Raw genomic sequence first — 16,659 nt, 5'->3', positions numbered from 1 at the left:
GGGATCGCGCGGTACAAGCTCCTTCCCTGCCCCCTGTTACGGCGCATTCATGACCCATTCCCCGCTTGCCGCGCAGATCGTCGACACCCTGAAGCATCGCATCGGCAAGGACGAGCGGGCGGCGCACCCGCACGACTGGCTCGCCGCGACGATCCTGACGCTGCGCAACGACATCATCGACCGGTGGATGGAGTCGACCCGCGCCGCGCATGCCGCGGGTGCCAAGCGGGTCTATTATCTCAGCCTCGAGTTCCTGATCGGTCGGCTGCTGCGCGATGCGCTCGCCAATCTGGGCCGCGATGCCGAGGTGCGCGACGCGCTCGACGAGCTGGGCGTGGCGCTTGCCGATATCGAGGCGATCGAGCCCGACGCGGCGCTCGGCAACGGCGGTCTGGGCCGTCTTGCCGCCTGTTTCATGGAGAGCCTGGCGAGCCTGGACGTGCCCGCCTATGGCTATGGCATCCGCTATGTGAACGGCATGTTCCGCCAGCGGATCGACGGCGGCTGGCAGGTCGAGCTGCCCGAAACCTGGCTGGCGCACGGCAATCCCTGGGAGTTCGAACGCCGCGAAAGCGCCTATCTGGTCGGCTTCGGCGGCGAGGTCGTGAGCCAGGACAACGGCCGCGTCCACTGGAAGCCTGCCGAGGGGCTGGAGGCACTGGCCGTCGATACACCGGTGGTCGGCTGGCGCGGGCGGCGCGTCAACACGCTGCGCCTGTGGACGGCGCGCGCGTTCGATCCCATTCGGCTCGACCGGTTCAACGCGGGCGACCATCAGGGTGCGCTCGCCGGCCAGGTCGCGGCCGAGACGCTGGTGCGCGTGCTCTACCCGGCGGACTCGACCCCAGCCGGCCAGGAGCTGCGGCTGCGGCAGGAGTATTTCTTCTCCTCCGCCTCCATCCAGGACATCGTGCGCCGGCACATGCAATATTTCGGCGACATCACGACCCTGCCGGAAAAGGCGGCGATCCAGCTCAACGACACCCACCCGGCGGTGGCGGTGGCCGAGCTGATGCGCCTGCTGCTCGACCATCACGACCTGCCGTTCGAAGAGGCGTGGGACATCGCCCGCGCGACTTTTGGCTACACCAACCACACGCTGCTGCCCGAGGCGCTGGAAAGCTGGCCGCTGCCGCTGTTCGAACGGCTGCTGCCGCGCCACATGCAGCTGGTCTATGCGATCAACGCGCGGCTGCTGAAGGACGCGCGCGAGACGCCCGGCATCGACGATCGCGCGATCACCCAGATCAGCCTGATCGACGAGGGCGGCGAGCGGCGGGTGCGCATGGCGAACCTGGCCTTTGCCGGCGCGCACAGCGTCAACGGCGTAGCGGCGCTGCATACCGAGCTGATGAAGAAGACGGTCTTCGCCGACCTGCACCGGCTGTATCCGGAGCGGATCAACAACAAGACCAACGGCATCACCCCGCGCCGCTGGCTGCACGAGTGCAATCCGGGGCTGACCGCGCTGATCGCCGATGCGATCGGTCCGGCGTTCAAGGACGATGCCGCGAAGCTTTCGGTGCTCGCGCCCCTCGCCGACGATGCGGGTTTTCGCGAGCGCTTCGCGGCGGTGAAGCGCCAGAACAAGGTCGCGCTTGCGGACCATATCCGCGAGGAAATGGGCCTGGCGATTGACCCCGACGCCATGTTCGACGTGCAGGTGAAGCGCATCCACGAATATAAGCGCCAGCTGCTCAACCTGATCGAGACGGTGGCGCTGTACGACCAGATCCGCAGCCATCCGGAGCGCGACTGGGTCCCGCGCGTCAAGCTGTTCGCAGGCAAGGCGGCGCCGAGCTACTGGAACGCCAAGCTCATCATCAAGCTGACCAACGACATCGCCCGGCGCATCAACGGCGATCCCGCAGTCGGCGGCCTGCTGAAGGTCGCGTTCCTGCCCAACTACAATGTCTCGCTTGCCGAACGCATCATGCCGGCAGCCGACCTGTCGGAGCAGATCTCGACCGCGGGCATGGAAGCGTCGGGCACCGGCAACATGAAGCTGGCGCTGAACGGCGCGCTCACCATCGGCACGCTCGACGGCGCCAATATCGAGATCAAGGAGCGGGTGGGCGACGAGAACATCGTCATCTTCGGCCTGACCGCGGAACAGGTCGCCGAGCGCAGCCGCAACTACCACCCGCGCGAGATGATCGAGGGCTGCCCGCAGCTGGCCCAGGCGCTGTCGGCGATCGCCTCCGGCGTCTTCTCGCCCGACGATCCCGGCCGCTACGCAGGGCTGGTCGGCGAACTCTACGACCACGACCGCTTCTTCCTGGCCGCCGACTTCGAAAGCTACGCCGCGGCCCAGCGGCAGGTGGACGACCGCTGGCGCGATCCGGCCGGCTGGGGGGCGGCCGCGATCCGCAACGTGGCCGGCATGGGCTGGTTCTCGTCCGACCGGACCATCCGCGAATATGCCCGCGAGATCTGGCACGTGGCTTGACACGACCCCAAGAACCCGGACGCGGTGTTAAGCGTTCAGCAACCATAACCAAGAATGCGAACGGGAGAGAGACGATGATCGAGAGGCGCGGGCAGCCGCTGGCACGCGAGGCCATGGCCTATGTGCTGGCGGGCGGGCGCGGCAGCCGGTTGGCGGAGCTGACCGACGTGCGCGCCAAGCCCGCGGTCTATTTCGGCGGCAAGTCGCGCATCATCGACTTTGCCCTGTCCAACGCGATCAACTCGGGCATCCGCCGCATCGGCGTCGCCACCCAGTACAAGGCGCATTCGCTGATCCGCCACCTGCAGGGCGGCTGGAACTTCCTGCGGCGCGAGCGCAACGAAGGCTTCGACATCCTCCCCGCCTCGCAGCGCATCAGCGAGTTCCAGTGGTACGAAGGTACCGCAGACGCCGTCTTCCAGAACATCGACATCATCGAAAGCTACGCGCCCAAGTACATGGTCATCCTGGCGGGCGACCATATCTACAAGATGGACTATGAGCTGATGCTCCAGCAGCATTGCCAGTCCGGCGCGGACGTGACGGTCGCGTGCATGGAAGTGCCGCGGATGGAGGCGACCGGCTTCGGCGTCATGGCGGTCGACGAGCAGGACCGCATCACCGCCTTTGTCGAAAAGCCCGCCGATCCGCCAGCCATGCCGGGCCGGCCCGATGTCGCGCTGGCATCGATGGGCATCTATGTGTTCAACACCGCGCTGCTGTTCGACGAGCTTCGCCGCGACGCGGCGGACCCCAATTCGGCACGCGATTTCGGCAAAGACATCATCCCCTATCTGGTGAAGCACGGCCGTGCGGTGGCGCACCGCTTCTCCGATTCCTGCGTCCGCGCGCCCGAGGAGCGCGAGGCGTATTGGCGCGACGTCGGCACCGTCGACGCCTATTGGGAAGCCAATATCGACCTGACCGACGTGGTCCCCAAGCTCGACCTCTACGACCATAGCTGGCCCTTGTGGACCTATTCGGAAGTCACCCCGCCGGCCAAGTTCGTCCATGACGAGGAGGGACGCCGTGGCGAGGCGATCAGCTCGCTGATCTCGGGCGACTGCATCATCTCGGGCACGTCGATCCGCAACAGCCTGATCTTCACCGGCGTGCGCACGCATAGCTTCGCGACGCTCGACCAGGCGGTCGTGCTGCCGCGCTGCAAGATCGCCCGCAATGCGCGGCTGACGAAGGTGGTGGTCGACGCCGGGGTGCACATTCCCGACGGGCTGGTGGTGGGCGAGGATCCGGAGCTCGATGCCCGCCGCTTTCGCCGTACCGAAAATGGCGTGTGCCTGATCACCCAGCCGATGATCGACCGGCTGGCATGATACACGCGCTGTCGGTCGCGTCCGAGGCCTATCCGCTGGTCAAGACCGGCGGGCTCGCCGATGTGGTCGGCGCGCTTCCGGATGCGCTGGCGCCGCATGGCGTGGCCACGACCACGCTGCTGCCGGGCTATCCCAAGGTACTGGCGCATGTCGGCGACGCCGACGTGGTCCAGCACTGGCCGTCACTGCTGGGGATCGAGGCGCGGCTGCTTGCCGGGACACTGGGCGACCACCCGCTGCTGGTGCTGGATGCGCCCGCGCTGTTTGCGCGCGAGGGTGGACCCTATGGTGATGCGCAGGGTCGCGACTGGGACGACAATTGGCGCCGCTTCGCCGCGTTCTCCAAGGCGGCCGCAGAGGTGGCTGCCGGCTCGGTCGGCGAGCGGCGGTTCGACCTGCTCCACGCTCATGACTGGCAGGCGGGCCTCGCCCCGGCCTATCTGCGCTTTGCCGGCGGGGCGCAGGGCGTGAGGAGCGTGGCGACGATCCACAACATGGCTTTCCAGGGCAGCTTCGATGCGGGGGTGTTTCCAGCGCTTGAGCTGCCGCCACACGCCTGGGGCATCGAGGGCGTCGAATATTATGGCGCAGTCGGCCTGCTGAAGGCCGGGCTGTGGGCGGCCGACGCGATCACCACCGTCAGCCCGACCTATGCGCAGGAAATCCGCCGCCCGGAGTTCGGCATGGGGCTGGAGGGACTGATCGCGTCGCGAGGTAGCCAGGTCACCGGCATCCTCAACGGCATCGACCCTGCCGTGTGGAACCCGGCGACCGATCCGCTGCTCGCCGCGCGCTACAGCGCCAACAGCCTGGATGCCCGCCGCGCAAACACGCGAGCGGTGGAAGCGCGGTTCGGCCTGACCGGCGATGGCCCGATCTTCACCGTCGTCAGCCGGCTGACCTGGCAGAAGGGCATGGACGTGCTCGCCGGCCTGCTCGACGAGCTGGTGGCGATGGGCGGCCGCCTGGCGATGCTGGGCTCGGGCGATGCCGGGCTGGAGCAGGCGTTCCGCGACGCGGCTGCGCGCCACCCCGGCCGGATCGGCGTGGAGATCGGCTATGACGAGCCCTTGTCGCACCTGCTGCAGGGTGGCGCCGACGCGATCCTGATTCCGTCGCGGTTCGAGCCGTGCGGCCTAACCCAGCTCTATGGCCTGGCCTATGGCTGCGTGCCGGTGGTGGCGCGCACCGGGGGACTGGCGGACACGGTGATCGACGCCAATTTGGCGGCGCTGGATGCCGGCGTGGCAACGGGGGTACAGTTCGACGGCGTAAACCCGGATGCCTTGCGCAACGCGATCGCGCGGGCGGTGGCGCTGTACCGGGATGCGGCGCGGTGGCGGCAGATGCAGCGCCGCGGCATGGCGGCGGACTTTTCCTGGGGGAACAGCGGCGCGCGCTATGCGGCCCTGTATCGGGAGTTGCTGGGGTAAACCGCTCCTGCGGACGCACCCTCCCCTACAACGGCAGCCGCGTGGTCGCCTTTACCTCCTCCAGCACTGCATAGGTCCGCGTTTCGCGGATGCCGGGCATCGCCACCAGCGTGTCGCCCAGGAAGGCGCGATAGGCGGCCATGTCGGCCACTCGCACCTTGAGCAGATAGTCGAAGCCGCCGGCGACCATGTGGCATTCCAGCACCTCCGGCACGCGGCGGACATGCTCGGCAAAGGCTGCGAACGCGTCGTCGGTGGTGCGGTCGAGCAGCACCTCGACGAAGATCATTAGCGCGCGGTCCAGCTGCCGCGGGTCAAGCAGCGCGGTGTAGCCGGTGATGACGCCCGTCGCGCGCAGCCGCTTGACCCGGTCGAAACAGGCGGCCGGCGACAGGGCGCAGCGCTCGGCCAGCGCCTGGTTGGTGATGCGCCCGTCCTCCTGCAGCACGCGCAGCAGCTTGCGGTCCATTGCGTCCACTGAAGATCCTTCGCCCGAAACCCCATTAGGGCCAGAGGCTTCGGCGCCTGGCCCCGAAATGCAAAGCACAATCGCCGGGGATTCGCATAGCTGGCAGTGCAACCTGGAAGAAATTCCCCCGTTTTTCGGAGTGCCGCATGCTTCGTTCGTTCGACTGGAACCACCTCGACGCCCTTCAGTACCAGGATGAGGAGGAAACGGTTGCCGAGCTGCTGCGCGCGGTGCCGCTGTCGCTGGAGGAGCGCCGGGTGATCGGCGACGACGCGGTCGCGCTGGTGAAGGCGGCGCGCGCCTCGACCCGCAAGCAGGGCGTGGTCGAGAGCTTCCTGCAGGAATTCTCGCTCGGCACCAAGGAAGGGCTGGCGCTGATGTGCCTGGCCGAGGCGCTGCTGCGGACCCCGGATGCGGAGACGCGCGACCGGCTGATCGCCGAAAAGATCGGATCCGCCGACTGGGCGAGCCACCTGGGCGGCTCCGACAGCCTGTTCGTCAACGCCTCCACCTGGGGGCTGATGCTGACCGGCAAGCTGATCGACGTGGACGAGGAAGCGCGCACCGACTTGTCGGGCTGGGCCAAGCGCCTGGCTGCCCGCGTGGGCGAGCCGGTGATCCGCCAGGCGGTGGGCGCTGCGGTCAAGATGATGGGCGAGCAGTTCGTACTCGGCCGCACGATCGAAGGTGCGCTCAGCCGGGCAAAGCGCGAGGGCTATCTCTGCTCGTTCGACATGCTGGGCGAAGGTGCCCGCACGGCAGAGGACGCCGAACGCTACGAGCGCATCTATGCTGATGCGATCGAGGCGGTCGGCCGCGCCCGCGGCGCCGGACTGTCGCCCGAGGACGGGCATGGCGTCTCGGTCAAGCTGTCGGCGCTGTGCCCACGCTATGAGGCGGTACAGGGAGCGCGCGTCTGGGAGGAGTTGTACCCGCGCGTGGTGCGGCTGGCGGCGATCGCCGCCCGCCACGACCTCAATCTCGCGATCGACGCCGAAGAGTCGGAGCGGCTGGTGCTGTCGCTGAAGCTCGTCGAGCGGCTGGTGCGCGAACCGGCGCTGGGCGATTGGACTGGCCTTGGCGTCGTCGTGCAGGCGTATCAGAAGCGCGGCCGGGCGGTGATCGCCGGGCTGGAGGCGCTGGCGCAGGCAAGCGGGCGGCGCATCATGGTGCGGCTGGTCAAGGGCGCCTATTGGGATAGCGAGGTCAAGCGTTCCCAGGTGGGCGGCCGGCCAGACTATCCGGTGTTCACCACCAAGCCGGCGACCGACCTTTCCTATCTCGTTTGCGCCGAGCAGCTGATCCGCGCCGCGCCCAGCCTCTATCCACAGTTCGCGACCCACAATGCCCATACGCTGGCGGCAGTCCGGCGCATGGCCGATCGGGCGGGCGTGCGGATCGAGCACCAGCGGCTGCACGGCATGGGCGAGGCGCTGTACCGTTCGGCGGGCGACCGCTTCACGCTGCGCGCCTATGCGCCGGTGGGCGGGCATGAGGAACTGCTGCCCTATCTGGTTCGCCGGCTGCTGGAGAACGGCGCCAACACCAGCTTCGTTCACGCGCTGCTCGACGAACGGGTACCGGCGGAGACGGTGGTGGGCGATCCGATCGCCGCGGTGCAGGCGCAGCCGGGCCGCCACCCGCGGCTGCCGGTGCCGGGCGACCTGTACGGCGCCACCCGCCGCAACCCGCTGGGCCGCGATTATAGCCGTGACAGCGAACGCGCGAACGCGCGCCACGCCGCCGAGCTGGGCGCTGCCGACACGATCTCGGCGGGGCCGATCGTCGGCGGCCGCCTGCTCGCAGGCAAGGGGCCGCAGCCAGTGACCAGCCCGGTCGACCGCAGCCGATTGATCGGCGCGGTGAGCGAAACCGCGCAAGGCGACATCGATCTCGCCGCGCGCACCGCGCGCGCGGCCCAGCCGGCATGGGACCGGCTGGGCGGCGCCGGCCGCGCCACGGTGCTGCGCGCGATGGGCGACGCGCTGGAAGCCGAGATGGATCGCTTTGTGGCGCTGCTGTCGCGCGAGGCGGGCAAGACGCTCAACGACGGCGTCGCCGAGGTGCGCGAGGCGGTCGATTTCTGCCGCTATTATGCGCATCTCGCCGAAAAGCAGTTCTCCGGGCTCCAGCCGCTCACCGGGCCGGTCGGCGAAACCAACCACCTGGAACTGCGCGGGCGCGGCACCTTTGTGTGCATCAGCCCGTGGAACTTCCCGCTGGCGATCTTCACCGGCCAGATCGCCGCTGCGCTGGCGGCGGGCAATGCGGTGCTCGCCAAGCCTGCCGAACAGACGCCCCTGGTGGCGGCGGAAGCGGTGCGGCTGTTCCACCGTGCCGGGCTCGACCCGAACCTGCTCGCGCTGCTGCCGGGCGACGGCGCGACCGTGGGCGCGGCGTTGGTCGGCCACCCGCTGGTGCACGGCGTCGCCTTCACGGGCGGCACCGACACCGCCTGGGCGATCAACCGCCAGCTGGCGAACCGGCCCGGCGCGATCCTGCCCTTCATTGCAGAGACCGGAGGTCTGAACGCGATGTTCGTCGACACGACCGCGCTCAAGGAACAGGTGGTGGACGACGTCGTCGTCTCCGCGCTTGGTTCGGCGGGTCAGCGCTGCTCGGCGCTGCGGCTGTTGTTCGTGCCCGAGGAATCGGCGGACGAGCTGATCGCGACGCTGGTCGGCGCGGTCGACACGCTGGTGGTCGGTGACCCTGCCGATGCCGCGACCGACGTCGGCCCGGTGATCGACGCCGATGCCCAGGCGATGCTCGAGGAACACGCCGCCCGCCTGGCGCGCGAGGCGACCATCCTCAAGCGCGTCGATCCGGGTACCTGGGGCAGCCGCGGCAATTTCTTTGCGCCGATCCTGGCCGAGGTGCCGCGTGCTGACTTCCTGAGCAAGGAAGTGTTCGGCCCGATCCTGCACATCTACCGCTATCGCGCCGACGAGCTGGAGAGCATTGGCCGCCAGCTCGCCGCCACTGGCTATGCGCTGACGCTCGGCATCCACAGCCGCATCGAGCGCTTTGCCGAGCAGGTCCGCGACCTGGTGCCGGCGGGCAATGTCTATGTGAACCGCTCGATCATCGGCGCGGTCGTGGGCGTACAGCCGTTCGGCGGCGAGGGACTGTCGGGCACCGGCCCTAAGGCGGGCGGGCCGCATGCGCTGCTGCGCTATGCGACCGAGCGCGCGGTGTCGGTGAACATCACGGCGCAAGGTGGCGACCCGGCACTGCTGAACTTGTGAGGGCTTGGAGGAGTGCGCTGCCCCCTCTTCCACCGCTCCCCTCCGTTCCATCCCGTTTATCCCGAGTAGCCATCGAGTAGCGGCGCCAGCCGCGTATCGAGAGGGCGTATCGAGGGAGGGTTGGAAGCGGGGCGGTACCTCGACACGAGCCCTCGATACGCTGCTGCCGCAGCTACTCGGTCTCTACTCGGCACGAACGGTGGATGGTGGCGGTAGCTAAGCTCCGGACTCACCGCACCGCCGCGGTCGACCCCCGCACCGTGAGCTGCGCCGGCACCACCACCGGTCCGCCCTCGCGCTCGCCCCCGGCCTGTGCGGCGATCAGCAGTTCCACCGCGCGCGCGGTCACCTCGGCGATCGGCTGCACCACGGCGGTGAGCGGCGGGTGGGTGAAGCGCACGATGGGCGTGTCGTCGAAGCTCACCAGCGACACGTCATGCGGGACATCCAGCCCGCGGGCGCGTGCCGCAGCAAGCGTGGCGATCGCCATCTGCTCGCTGCTGGCGATGATGCCGGTCGGCGGATCGGCACGGCCTAGCAACTGCTCGGCAGCGGTATAGCCGGAGTCATAGCCGAAATCCCCCTCGGCGAGCAGGTCGTCGCCAAGCCCTGCTGCCCTTATTGCCGATCGCCAGCCCTGGATGCGCCAGCCGCTCAGCTCATACTCGCCCGGCCCGGCGATCAGGCCGATGCGGCGATGGCCAAGCTCCAGCAGATGCTCGGTCGCGAGCACCGCGGCATGCTGGTCGTCCATGGTGAGCCGAAAGCCCGGCCCGTCCACCAGCGATCCGACGCGCGCGAAGGGGATGTTCTGCTCCGCCAGAAGCCCGGTGATCAGCGGGTTGTGCGAATGCGGCGGCGTCAGGATCACGCCGTCGGGTTGCAGCGCGGCCAGGGCCGCCGAAAGCTCGCGCTCGATATGGTCGCTGTGCGTGTCCACCAGCTCGACGATCAGGCGATAGCCGTGCTCGGCACAGGTCAGCATGCCGCCCAGCAGCATCTGGTCGACCCAGTCGCTGCCCTGGCGGTTGCGCCAGTCGGCGATGGTGCGCGCGCGATCGTTGAGTGCCACGATCAGATAGGAGCGCGAGCCGCCCATCCGCTGCGCGGCGATGGAGGGAACATAGCCCAGCCGGTCGATCGACGCCTGCACCCGCTCCGCCATTTCGGCGCGGACATTGGGCTCCTTGTTGATGACGCGGCTCACCGTCTGCAGCGACACGCCAGCGTCGGCTGCAACATGCTTGATCGTCACGCGCTGCGGGCGACGCGCCATGCGGGTTCAGGCGGCCTGTTCGCGCGTGGCGCCGCAGTAGCGCGCCACATAGTCGACGTGCCGCGGCATGCCCTCCACGGTCCGCGTGACATTGTCGCGCAGCGTATCGAGCAGTCGGGCCAGTTCCTCGTCGGAAAGCTTCTCGGCGATCGGGTGCCAGGCCCGCGGCTCGATCCCCTGACCCATCATCACCTGCACCCAGCTGTTTTCCGCGAACAGTTCCTCGTTCTTGCGGAACACGCGGCCGGTTTCGCGGAACAGCTCGATTTTTTGCGCCAAGCTGTCGGGGATCTCCATGTCCGCGCACTGCCGCCAGAAGGCGCTGTCGCGCCGTTCGGTGGCCTTGTAGTGCAGGATCAGGAAGTCGCGGATCTGATCCATGTCGGTCAGTTGCTGGTCGTTGAACTCGGCAATGTCGCGGGCGCTGACACGCGCCAGCGGCAGCATGCGGATCAGGCGCAGCACTGCACGCTGGATCAGGTGGATGCTTGTCGCCTCCAGCGGCTCCAGGAACCCGCTGGACAGGCCGATCGCGATGCAGTTGCGATGCCACTGCTTGCGCCGCGCACCCGTGGTGAAGCGCAGATGGTTTGGCTCGGTGCGGGTCGGTCCCTCGATGTTTCCGAGCAACCGGTCGAGTGCCGCATCACGGCTGAGGTAGCGGCTGCAATAGACCAGCCCGTTGCCGGTGCGGTGCTGGAGCGGGATCCGCCACTGCCATCCGGCATCATGGGCGATGGCGCGGGTATAGGGCACGGGCGGCCCGACGCTTTCGGTCTGCACCGCGATCGCCGCGTCGCACGGCAACCAGTGCGTCCAGTCGTCAAAGCCGACGTGCAGCGCCTGTTCGATCAACAGCGCGCGAAAGCCGGTGCAGTCGAGGAACAGGTCCCCCTCGATGCGGGAGCCGTTCTCCAGCACCAGCGCGGCGATGTCGCCCGACATGCCGTCGAGTTCGACCTGCGCGATGCGCCCCTCCACCCGAAGGGTGCCGTCGCCCTCCGCCATCGTGCGGAGGTATCGGGCGTAGCGGGTGGCATCGAGTTGATAGGCATAGCTGCCGCGGTCGCCCGGAAGGTGCCCGAACTTGCCCGCCAGCGCCGCGACCAGCTCGGTGCAATAGGCCTCGTAGGGCGCGTCATGCCCCTTGCTGCGGCCGTGAAGCCAGAAATGCTGGAAGCCGGCTGCCCAGTGATCCTTTCCGGTGAAGCCGAACGAATGGAAATAGCGGTGCCCCGGCGCCTTCCAGTTCTCGAACTCGATGCCCAGCTTGAAGGTCGCCCGGGTCTCGCGCATGAACTCGGCCTCGTCGATGCCGAGCAGCCGATTGAAGGTGATGAGCGGCGGGATGGTCGATTCCCCGACCCCCACCGTGCCGATGGCTTCGGATTCGACCAGCGTGACCTCGACCGCGCGTCCCATGGTGCGCGCGATCGCCGCTGCCGCCATCCAGCCTGCGGTGCCGCCACCGGCGACGACGATGCGGCGCAGCCGCTTGTCCGCGTTCATTTGCTGAGCGCGCGCAGCAGAAAGGCGCGGATGCGGCCGGCTGTCTCTGGGGTCAGCGGGTCGAGCACGCTGCGCGCGGCTTCGGGGATATGGGCCACGACTTCCTCGGTGTTGGCGAAGACATAATAGTCGAACAAGTCGCGCCAGTGGCGCTTCTGGTCCTCGGGCAGGTCGCGGATGGTGAGCATCGCATGGTTGAGCGCGTCCTGCGGCTGGCCCAGCCAGCGCGGCGTCTCACGCCACCAATAGTTCACCAGCACGTTGAACGGCGCCAGCCCCTCGACATGGTGCCACCACATCGACGGGATGTAGACGGCATCACCCGGCTCCAGCTCCGCCACCTGGGCGTGCGCCAGCGCCTCGCGGAACCGGGGGTGCTGCTCGAAATCGGGATTGCTGAAATCGACCATGCTGACCGCCCGCCCCGCCGGCGTGTGATCGACCGGGCCCAGGTAGAGGTTGCGGAACTGGTTGCGCGGGAACAGCGTGAAGCGCCGGCGGCCAACCGCCACACAGGCGAGATTGTCGGGGAAATCGTTGTGCGCGGCGATCCGGGTGGGCGTGCCCATCCAGATGCTGGAGAGCAGTTGCCGATCGCCGAGTTCGATGTGGTTCGCGGCGTGGAGCCCGTCGAAGAACTCGTGGACGTCGACGGAGCCGAGGTAGATCGGCGGAATGGACGGGTCCCCCTCCGCCTCATCGATCTTGGCAAAGATCTCCGGCAGCTTGGCGCGCGCCATGCGGAAGTTCATCGCCATTGCATCGTCGTAGAACAGCCGCCCATCCGAGCCGGCATTGCCGATCGAGACGGTGAAGGGCAGGTCGCGGCGGCGTTCGAGCAGATAGGCGCGCGCCTCGCGGGCGGACCGCAGCCCGGCCTGCACCAGCGGCCAGTCGGCGGCGAGCCCGCGCACCACGAACGGCTCGGCGCTGCTGCGCAGCAGCGCGTCCAGCGCAGCGGCATCCGCCACCGTTTCCTCACGCACCGCGCGGAGGTCGGCGAAGATGCCGCCGTCAGCCATGCCGCAGCCGCTGGTTCTTTCGCGCCACCAGCGCGCCGATGTTGGCAAGGGAGGCGAGCGCCATGAAGATCGGCATCAGATGCCCCGCCTGGTGCAGGTCGGCGAGTGCCACCTGGTCGAGCGCGCGCAACCGCGCCTCGTCGATGACGTGGAAGCCGATCATCCGGTGCACCGACCCGTCGACGAGCGGCACTTCCAAGGCAAAGGGCTCGAGCAGTTCGTAGCGGCGCAATGCCGCGAAGAAATCGGCGGAGGCCTGATAGCCGGCGTCGAGCGCGCCGAGCTTCTCGATCACGGTTTCCAGATAGGGCGTCGGCTGCCCATCCTCCTCGAACAGGCGCACACCTTCGTTGCCGAGGCGGGGGCTGGCGAGGTCGATATGGACCTGGCGGGTGGCGGACTCGGCACCCTCCGGCCGGCCGACCAGAAAAGGCTGGATCGCGACCGACAGCGGCAGGGTGCGCGCCGCCCAGCGATCGCCGTCGAGAAACAGGTTCTCGCCATTCTCGAACCCGAACATGGCGAAGGCGGCGAAGCTGTCGTGTTCCAGGTTGCGGCGGAACAGGATCGGATATTCGTTCTGCACCTGGCGGAATTCGTCCGGCACGACGATCGCGCACATCACGGCATCGCCGGCTGCGGCGGAGCGACCGGGACGCACCCGCAGGTCACGGTGAGCGTCGGCAGTCAGGATCGCATGGTCGGGCATGTCGGCAAGTCTATCCTAGCGCGGCGGCGCATCCGCACCGCCGCCAAACCCTGCCGTCGAAGCGGGGAAGAAGCCATAGCCTTTCGGGCGCGGCCCCTTCCCCGGTTCGATCGGCGGCGTGCGGTCGCGTCAGAAGCTGAAGCGAATGCCGCCCGAGTAACGGGCATAGCCCGGCTGCGCGAAGGTGACGAAGTTCTCCGAGCGGCGATGCCCGCGACGGCTTTCGCCCGTCAGGTTGATCGCCTCGACGAAGCCGGTGAGGCCGGGGAGGAACTCCCAGCTCGCGCTCGCATCGATCTGGCCATAGGCCTCGACATAGGTTGGATCGAATGCGCCGCCGGCGTAGAACTCGTCGCGCCAGTTGTATGCGACGCGCGCCTGGATGCCGTTCTTGTCGTAGTACACCACAGCATTGGCGCTGTCGCTCAGCCCGGTCAGCGCGAACTGACCTTCGTTCGGATCGAGCGTGTTGTCGAACTTCGCGTCGCCGTTGACGATCGTGTAGTTGAGGATGACGCCGAAGCCCGTCTCCCACAGGCGATGCTGGATCGCGAATTCCCAGCCGTTGAGGTTCGCGGTCTGGTCGTTGTTGAACGGCTGGTTGATCTGGAAGTTGAGCAGCGGATCTTCCGAGGTTGCAAAGATATCGCCGGTCAGGAAGCCGTCGTCGGTCGTTCCGGTGACCTGCGACGATCCCGGGAAGTTGCGCAGGATATAGTCGCGCACCCGGATCGCGTCGGTGGTGCCGAGCGCCGCCGCCGCTGCCTGGGCACGCGGACCCGCACCCGGGTTGCGCAGCTCGAACGCTGGCGTGTTGAGCTGGTTGACGCCGATGAAGTTCGACACGTCCTTGTTGAAATAGCCGACCGAGATGTAGCTCTCGGCGCCGTAGTACCACTCCGCCGACAGGTCGATGTTCTTCGACTTGTACGGAAGCAGGCCGGCGTTGCCCTGGCTGCCGGTGCCGCCGCCGATCCGCGGGTTGGACGCGAGCTCACGGCCGCCCTGCAGGCTGCCATAGTCGGCGCGCGTGATCGTATGGCTGTAGGACGCACGCAGCTTGACGTTCTCGATCGGCTCGATGTCGAAGTCGACCGCCGGCAGCCAGTTCTCATAGCTTCCCTTCAGACGCGTGAAGGTGCTCTCGCCCGAATAGATCAGGCTGAACTCGTTGGCCGAAACCCAGCGCACGCCGGTCGGCACCGGTACCAGCGCAGACGAATCGATGTTGGTGTGGTCCCAACGGATACCTGCGATGAGGTGCGCCGGCCGCGCGAACACGTCGAACTTGGTGTTGAACTGGAGGAACGGCGAGATGGTCTTTTCAGAAAGACGGCGGTCCACGGTGTAATCGGCCAGGCAGGTGCCCGGCTGCGCCGTGCCGGTCTGCGGATCGCTGCAGATGCCGTAGTTGCTCTCCAGCAGGTCGGCCATGCGTTCGAAGTTGAACACATACATCGCCGGGATCATGCCCGCCGTGTTCGAGCCCGAAAGCCCCTTGAACTTGTCGGGGATGCTCACCTGCTCGAACAGGTCATCCGGAATGTCCGATGCCGGGCCGATGCCGCCCCAGGTGTCGTTCTGGATGAAGCCGTATGCCGAACGCACCTTGTTGTCGACGAACGAGAAGCCCGCGTCGATGCTGTCGAGGAAGCTGCCGTCATGGTCATAGTGACCCTTCAGCTGCACCTGGTTGATCCGGTCGCGGAAATAGGCGTTGCGGAACGAGTTGCCCGTCGGCGTGATGCGCGAGGCGTCGAGCGGATCGATGCCCGGGTACATATTGTAGGAAAGCACGGGCATTTCGTGCTCGAAATCAATCGTCTGGCTCTGCACGCCAAAGATCGAGGTGCCGATCGAAGTGCTGCTGCCGTACTTGTTGGTCGGCTTGGACTCCGCGGTCGAATGATGCGCGTCGAGCGAGACGGTCACGCCGCCGGGCGCTTCCCAGGTGAGGTTGCCGCCGAGCGACTTGTTCTCGGTCTTGTTGGCGGTCAGCGCGCTGCTGTACGCCAGGTCCTTGCCCGGCGTGAAATTCTCCGAATAGAACAGCGGGCCGGCGTTCGGGCCGTCGGTCCAGGCGCTCGCCGTGTCGCCGAAGTTGAACCAGATGCCGACGCTGCTGTCGCGCGCCTCCACCTTGTTGCTCGAATAGGTGAAGTCGACGGTTGCGGTCAGCGTGTCGGTCGGCTTGGCCTGCAGCACCAGCTGGCCGTTGATCCGCTCGCGATCGATGTCGATCAGGTCATAGGCCGCGCTCTGCGGAACTTCGTAGACGTCGGTGCCTTCGGGGCGGTTGGTGATGTTCGCGCTGGAATCGGGCAGCGCGCCCCAGGTGTTGTTGGCAGCGACGTTGAGCGCATTGTCGCCGAAGAAGCCGTCGCGGAAGCCGACACTCGCCGAGTTCACGCTCGCCTTACGCCGCTGGTACGCACCGCTCAGCAGCACGCCGATGCGGTCGTCGGCAAAGGTGGTCGAGATGATGCCCGACACTTCCGGCGTGATCGGATTGCCTTCGTTACGCGAGCTGTCGAGCACGCCCTTGACCGCCAGCGACCCGCGCATGCCCGGCTTGTCGAGCGGGCGCGGCGTGCGGATGTTGATGGTCGAGCCGATGCCGCCCGAGGGAACCGCGGCGCGTCCGGTCTTGTAGACCTCCACCGCCGCGATGCCCTCGGACGCGAGGTTCGCGAAGTCGAACGAGCGCGATGCCGGTGCGCTGGCGCCGTCGCCCAGCGTCGAGGTCGGCATCTGGCGGCCGTTCAGCGTCACCAGGTTATATTCGGGACCGAAGCCGCGGACCGTGACGGTCGAGCCTTCGCCGTTGGAGCGATCGATCGACACGCCGGTGATGCGCTGCAGCGACTCGGCGAGGTTGGTGTCGGGGAACTTGCCGATATCCTCGGCCGAAATGGCGTCCACCACGCCCTGCGCGTCGCGCTTGATGTCGACCGCTTCGCGCAAGCTGGCGCGGATGCCGGTGACGACGATGTCGTCGCCTGTTTCACCCGGTTCCAGGCTCTGCGACTCAGTGACTTCGGAAGGGCCAGGGTTGCCGACGGTGGCCGCCGCATCCTGTGCCAGCGCCGTGCCCGGCGCGCCGATCAGCGCCAGTGCGGAAACCCCGAGTATCAACTGCGTGTGCGAGCGAGCAGCAAAGCCGCGCATCCAAACCTCCCCTGTGGTCGGCGCTTATGGTCGGCGCCGTTA

Annotated in this window: 10 protein-coding genes; 4 read left to right on the top strand and 6 right to left on the bottom strand. The window is 67.6% G+C overall.

Translation table 11 applies throughout. The features are described from left to right. Positions 1-49: 49 nt before the first annotated feature. From LK533_RS12245 to glgA, 3 genes are all read left to right on the top strand, one after another. Complete coding sequence (locus LK533_RS12245; RefSeq protein WP_229363267.1) at positions 50-2,449, top strand: glycogen/starch/alpha-glucan phosphorylase; 2,400 nt, start codon at positions 50-52, stop codon at positions 2,447-2,449. 77 nt (positions 2,450-2,526) lie between these two features. After that, the gene (glgC, locus tag LK533_RS12240; protein WP_229363419.1) at positions 2,527-3,783 is read left to right on the top strand and encodes a glucose-1-phosphate adenylyltransferase; all 1,257 of its coding nucleotides are present in this window, start codon (positions 2,527-2,529) and stop codon (positions 3,781-3,783) included. Further along, positions 3,780-5,216: a glycogen synthase GlgA gene (gene glgA / locus LK533_RS12235; RefSeq protein WP_229363266.1), complete on the top strand. Its 1,437-nt coding sequence runs from the start codon at positions 3,780-3,782 to the stop codon at positions 5,214-5,216. The genes glgC and glgA overlap by 4 nt, the downstream gene beginning before the upstream one ends. 25 nt (positions 5,217-5,241) lie before the next feature. Here glgA and LK533_RS12230 read toward each other — a convergent pair whose 3' ends face one another. Next, positions 5,242-5,685, bottom strand: a complete 444-nt coding sequence (locus tag LK533_RS12230; RefSeq protein WP_229363418.1) for an Lrp/AsnC ligand binding domain-containing protein — start codon at positions 5,683-5,685, stop codon at positions 5,242-5,244. Between the two features lie 146 nt (positions 5,686-5,831). Between LK533_RS12230 and putA the strand changes: the two genes are divergently transcribed. Beyond that, positions 5,832-8,933, top strand: a complete 3,102-nt coding sequence (putA, locus tag LK533_RS12225; RefSeq protein ID WP_229363265.1) for a bifunctional proline dehydrogenase/L-glutamate gamma-semialdehyde dehydrogenase PutA — start codon at positions 5,832-5,834, stop codon at positions 8,931-8,933. 229 nt (positions 8,934-9,162) lie between these two features. Here putA and LK533_RS12220 read toward each other — a convergent pair whose 3' ends face one another. The 5 genes from LK533_RS12220 to LK533_RS12200 all read right to left on the bottom strand — a co-directional run bounded on the left by LK533_RS12220 (position 9,163) and on the right by LK533_RS12200 (position 16,617). Then, positions 9,163-10,209 carry a LacI family DNA-binding transcriptional regulator gene (locus LK533_RS12220; protein WP_229363263.1) on the bottom strand — a complete coding sequence of 349 codons (1,047 nt, stop codon included), beginning with the start codon at positions 10,207-10,209 and terminating at the stop codon, positions 9,163-9,165. A gap of 6 nt (positions 10,210-10,215) precedes the next feature. Beyond that, the gene (locus LK533_RS12215) at positions 10,216-11,718 is read right to left on the bottom strand and encodes a tryptophan halogenase family protein (RefSeq protein WP_229363261.1); all 1,503 of its coding nucleotides are present in this window, start codon (positions 11,716-11,718) and stop codon (positions 10,216-10,218) included. Further along, positions 11,715-12,740: a cupin-like domain-containing protein gene (locus LK533_RS12210; RefSeq protein WP_229363259.1), complete on the bottom strand. Its 1,026-nt coding sequence runs from the start codon at positions 12,738-12,740 to the stop codon at positions 11,715-11,717. Before LK533_RS12210 ends, LK533_RS12215 begins: the two co-directional genes overlap by 4 nt. Beyond that, on the bottom strand, positions 12,733-13,449 hold the full coding sequence (locus tag LK533_RS12205; RefSeq protein ID WP_229363257.1) for a SapC family protein: 717 nt from the start codon (positions 13,447-13,449) through the stop codon (positions 12,733-12,735). The genes LK533_RS12210 and LK533_RS12205 overlap by 8 nt, the downstream gene beginning before the upstream one ends. Positions 13,450-13,578: 129 nt before the next feature. Continuing rightward, complete coding sequence (locus LK533_RS12200) at positions 13,579-16,617, bottom strand: TonB-dependent receptor (RefSeq protein ID WP_229363256.1); 3,039 nt, start codon at positions 16,615-16,617, stop codon at positions 13,579-13,581. Positions 16,618-16,659 lie beyond the last annotated feature (42 nt).

This window comes from Sphingomonas sp. PL-96 (genome assembly GCF_020707215.1).
In the GTDB taxonomy this organism is placed as follows: Bacteria; Pseudomonadota; Alphaproteobacteria; order Sphingomonadales; family Sphingomonadaceae; genus Sphingomonas.
Note: the sequence above shows the minus strand (reverse complement) of the source record. Positions and strands in the feature narration are given on the sequence as shown.

Bases quoted from the DNA above. Each gene is read 5' to 3' on its own strand.
- LK533_RS12245 (WP_229363267.1), top strand. From the start codon at position 50: ATGACCCATTCCCCGCTTGCCGCGCAGATCGTCGACACCCTGAAGCAT.
- glgA (WP_229363266.1), top strand. From the start codon at position 3,780: ATGATACACGCGCTGTCGGTCGCGTCCGAGGCCTATCCGCTGGTCAAG.
- LK533_RS12230 (WP_229363418.1), bottom strand. From the start codon at position 5,685: ATGGACCGCAAGCTGCTGCGCGTGCTGCAGGAGGACGGGCGCATCACC.
- putA (WP_229363265.1), top strand. From the start codon at position 5,832: ATGCTTCGTTCGTTCGACTGGAACCACCTCGACGCCCTTCAGTACCAG.
- LK533_RS12220 (WP_229363263.1), bottom strand. From the start codon at position 10,209: ATGGCGCGTCGCCCGCAGCGCGTGACGATCAAGCATGTTGCAGCCGAC.
- LK533_RS12215 (WP_229363261.1), bottom strand. From the start codon at position 11,718: ATGAACGCGGACAAGCGGCTGCGCCGCATCGTCGTCGCCGGTGGCGGC.
- LK533_RS12210 (WP_229363259.1), bottom strand. From the start codon at position 12,740: ATGGCTGACGGCGGCATCTTCGCCGACCTCCGCGCGGTGCGTGAGGAA.
- LK533_RS12205 (WP_229363257.1), bottom strand. From the start codon at position 13,449: ATGCCCGACCATGCGATCCTGACTGCCGACGCTCACCGTGACCTGCGG.
- LK533_RS12200 (WP_229363256.1), bottom strand. From the start codon at position 16,617: ATGCGCGGCTTTGCTGCTCGCTCGCACACGCAGTTGATACTCGGGGTT.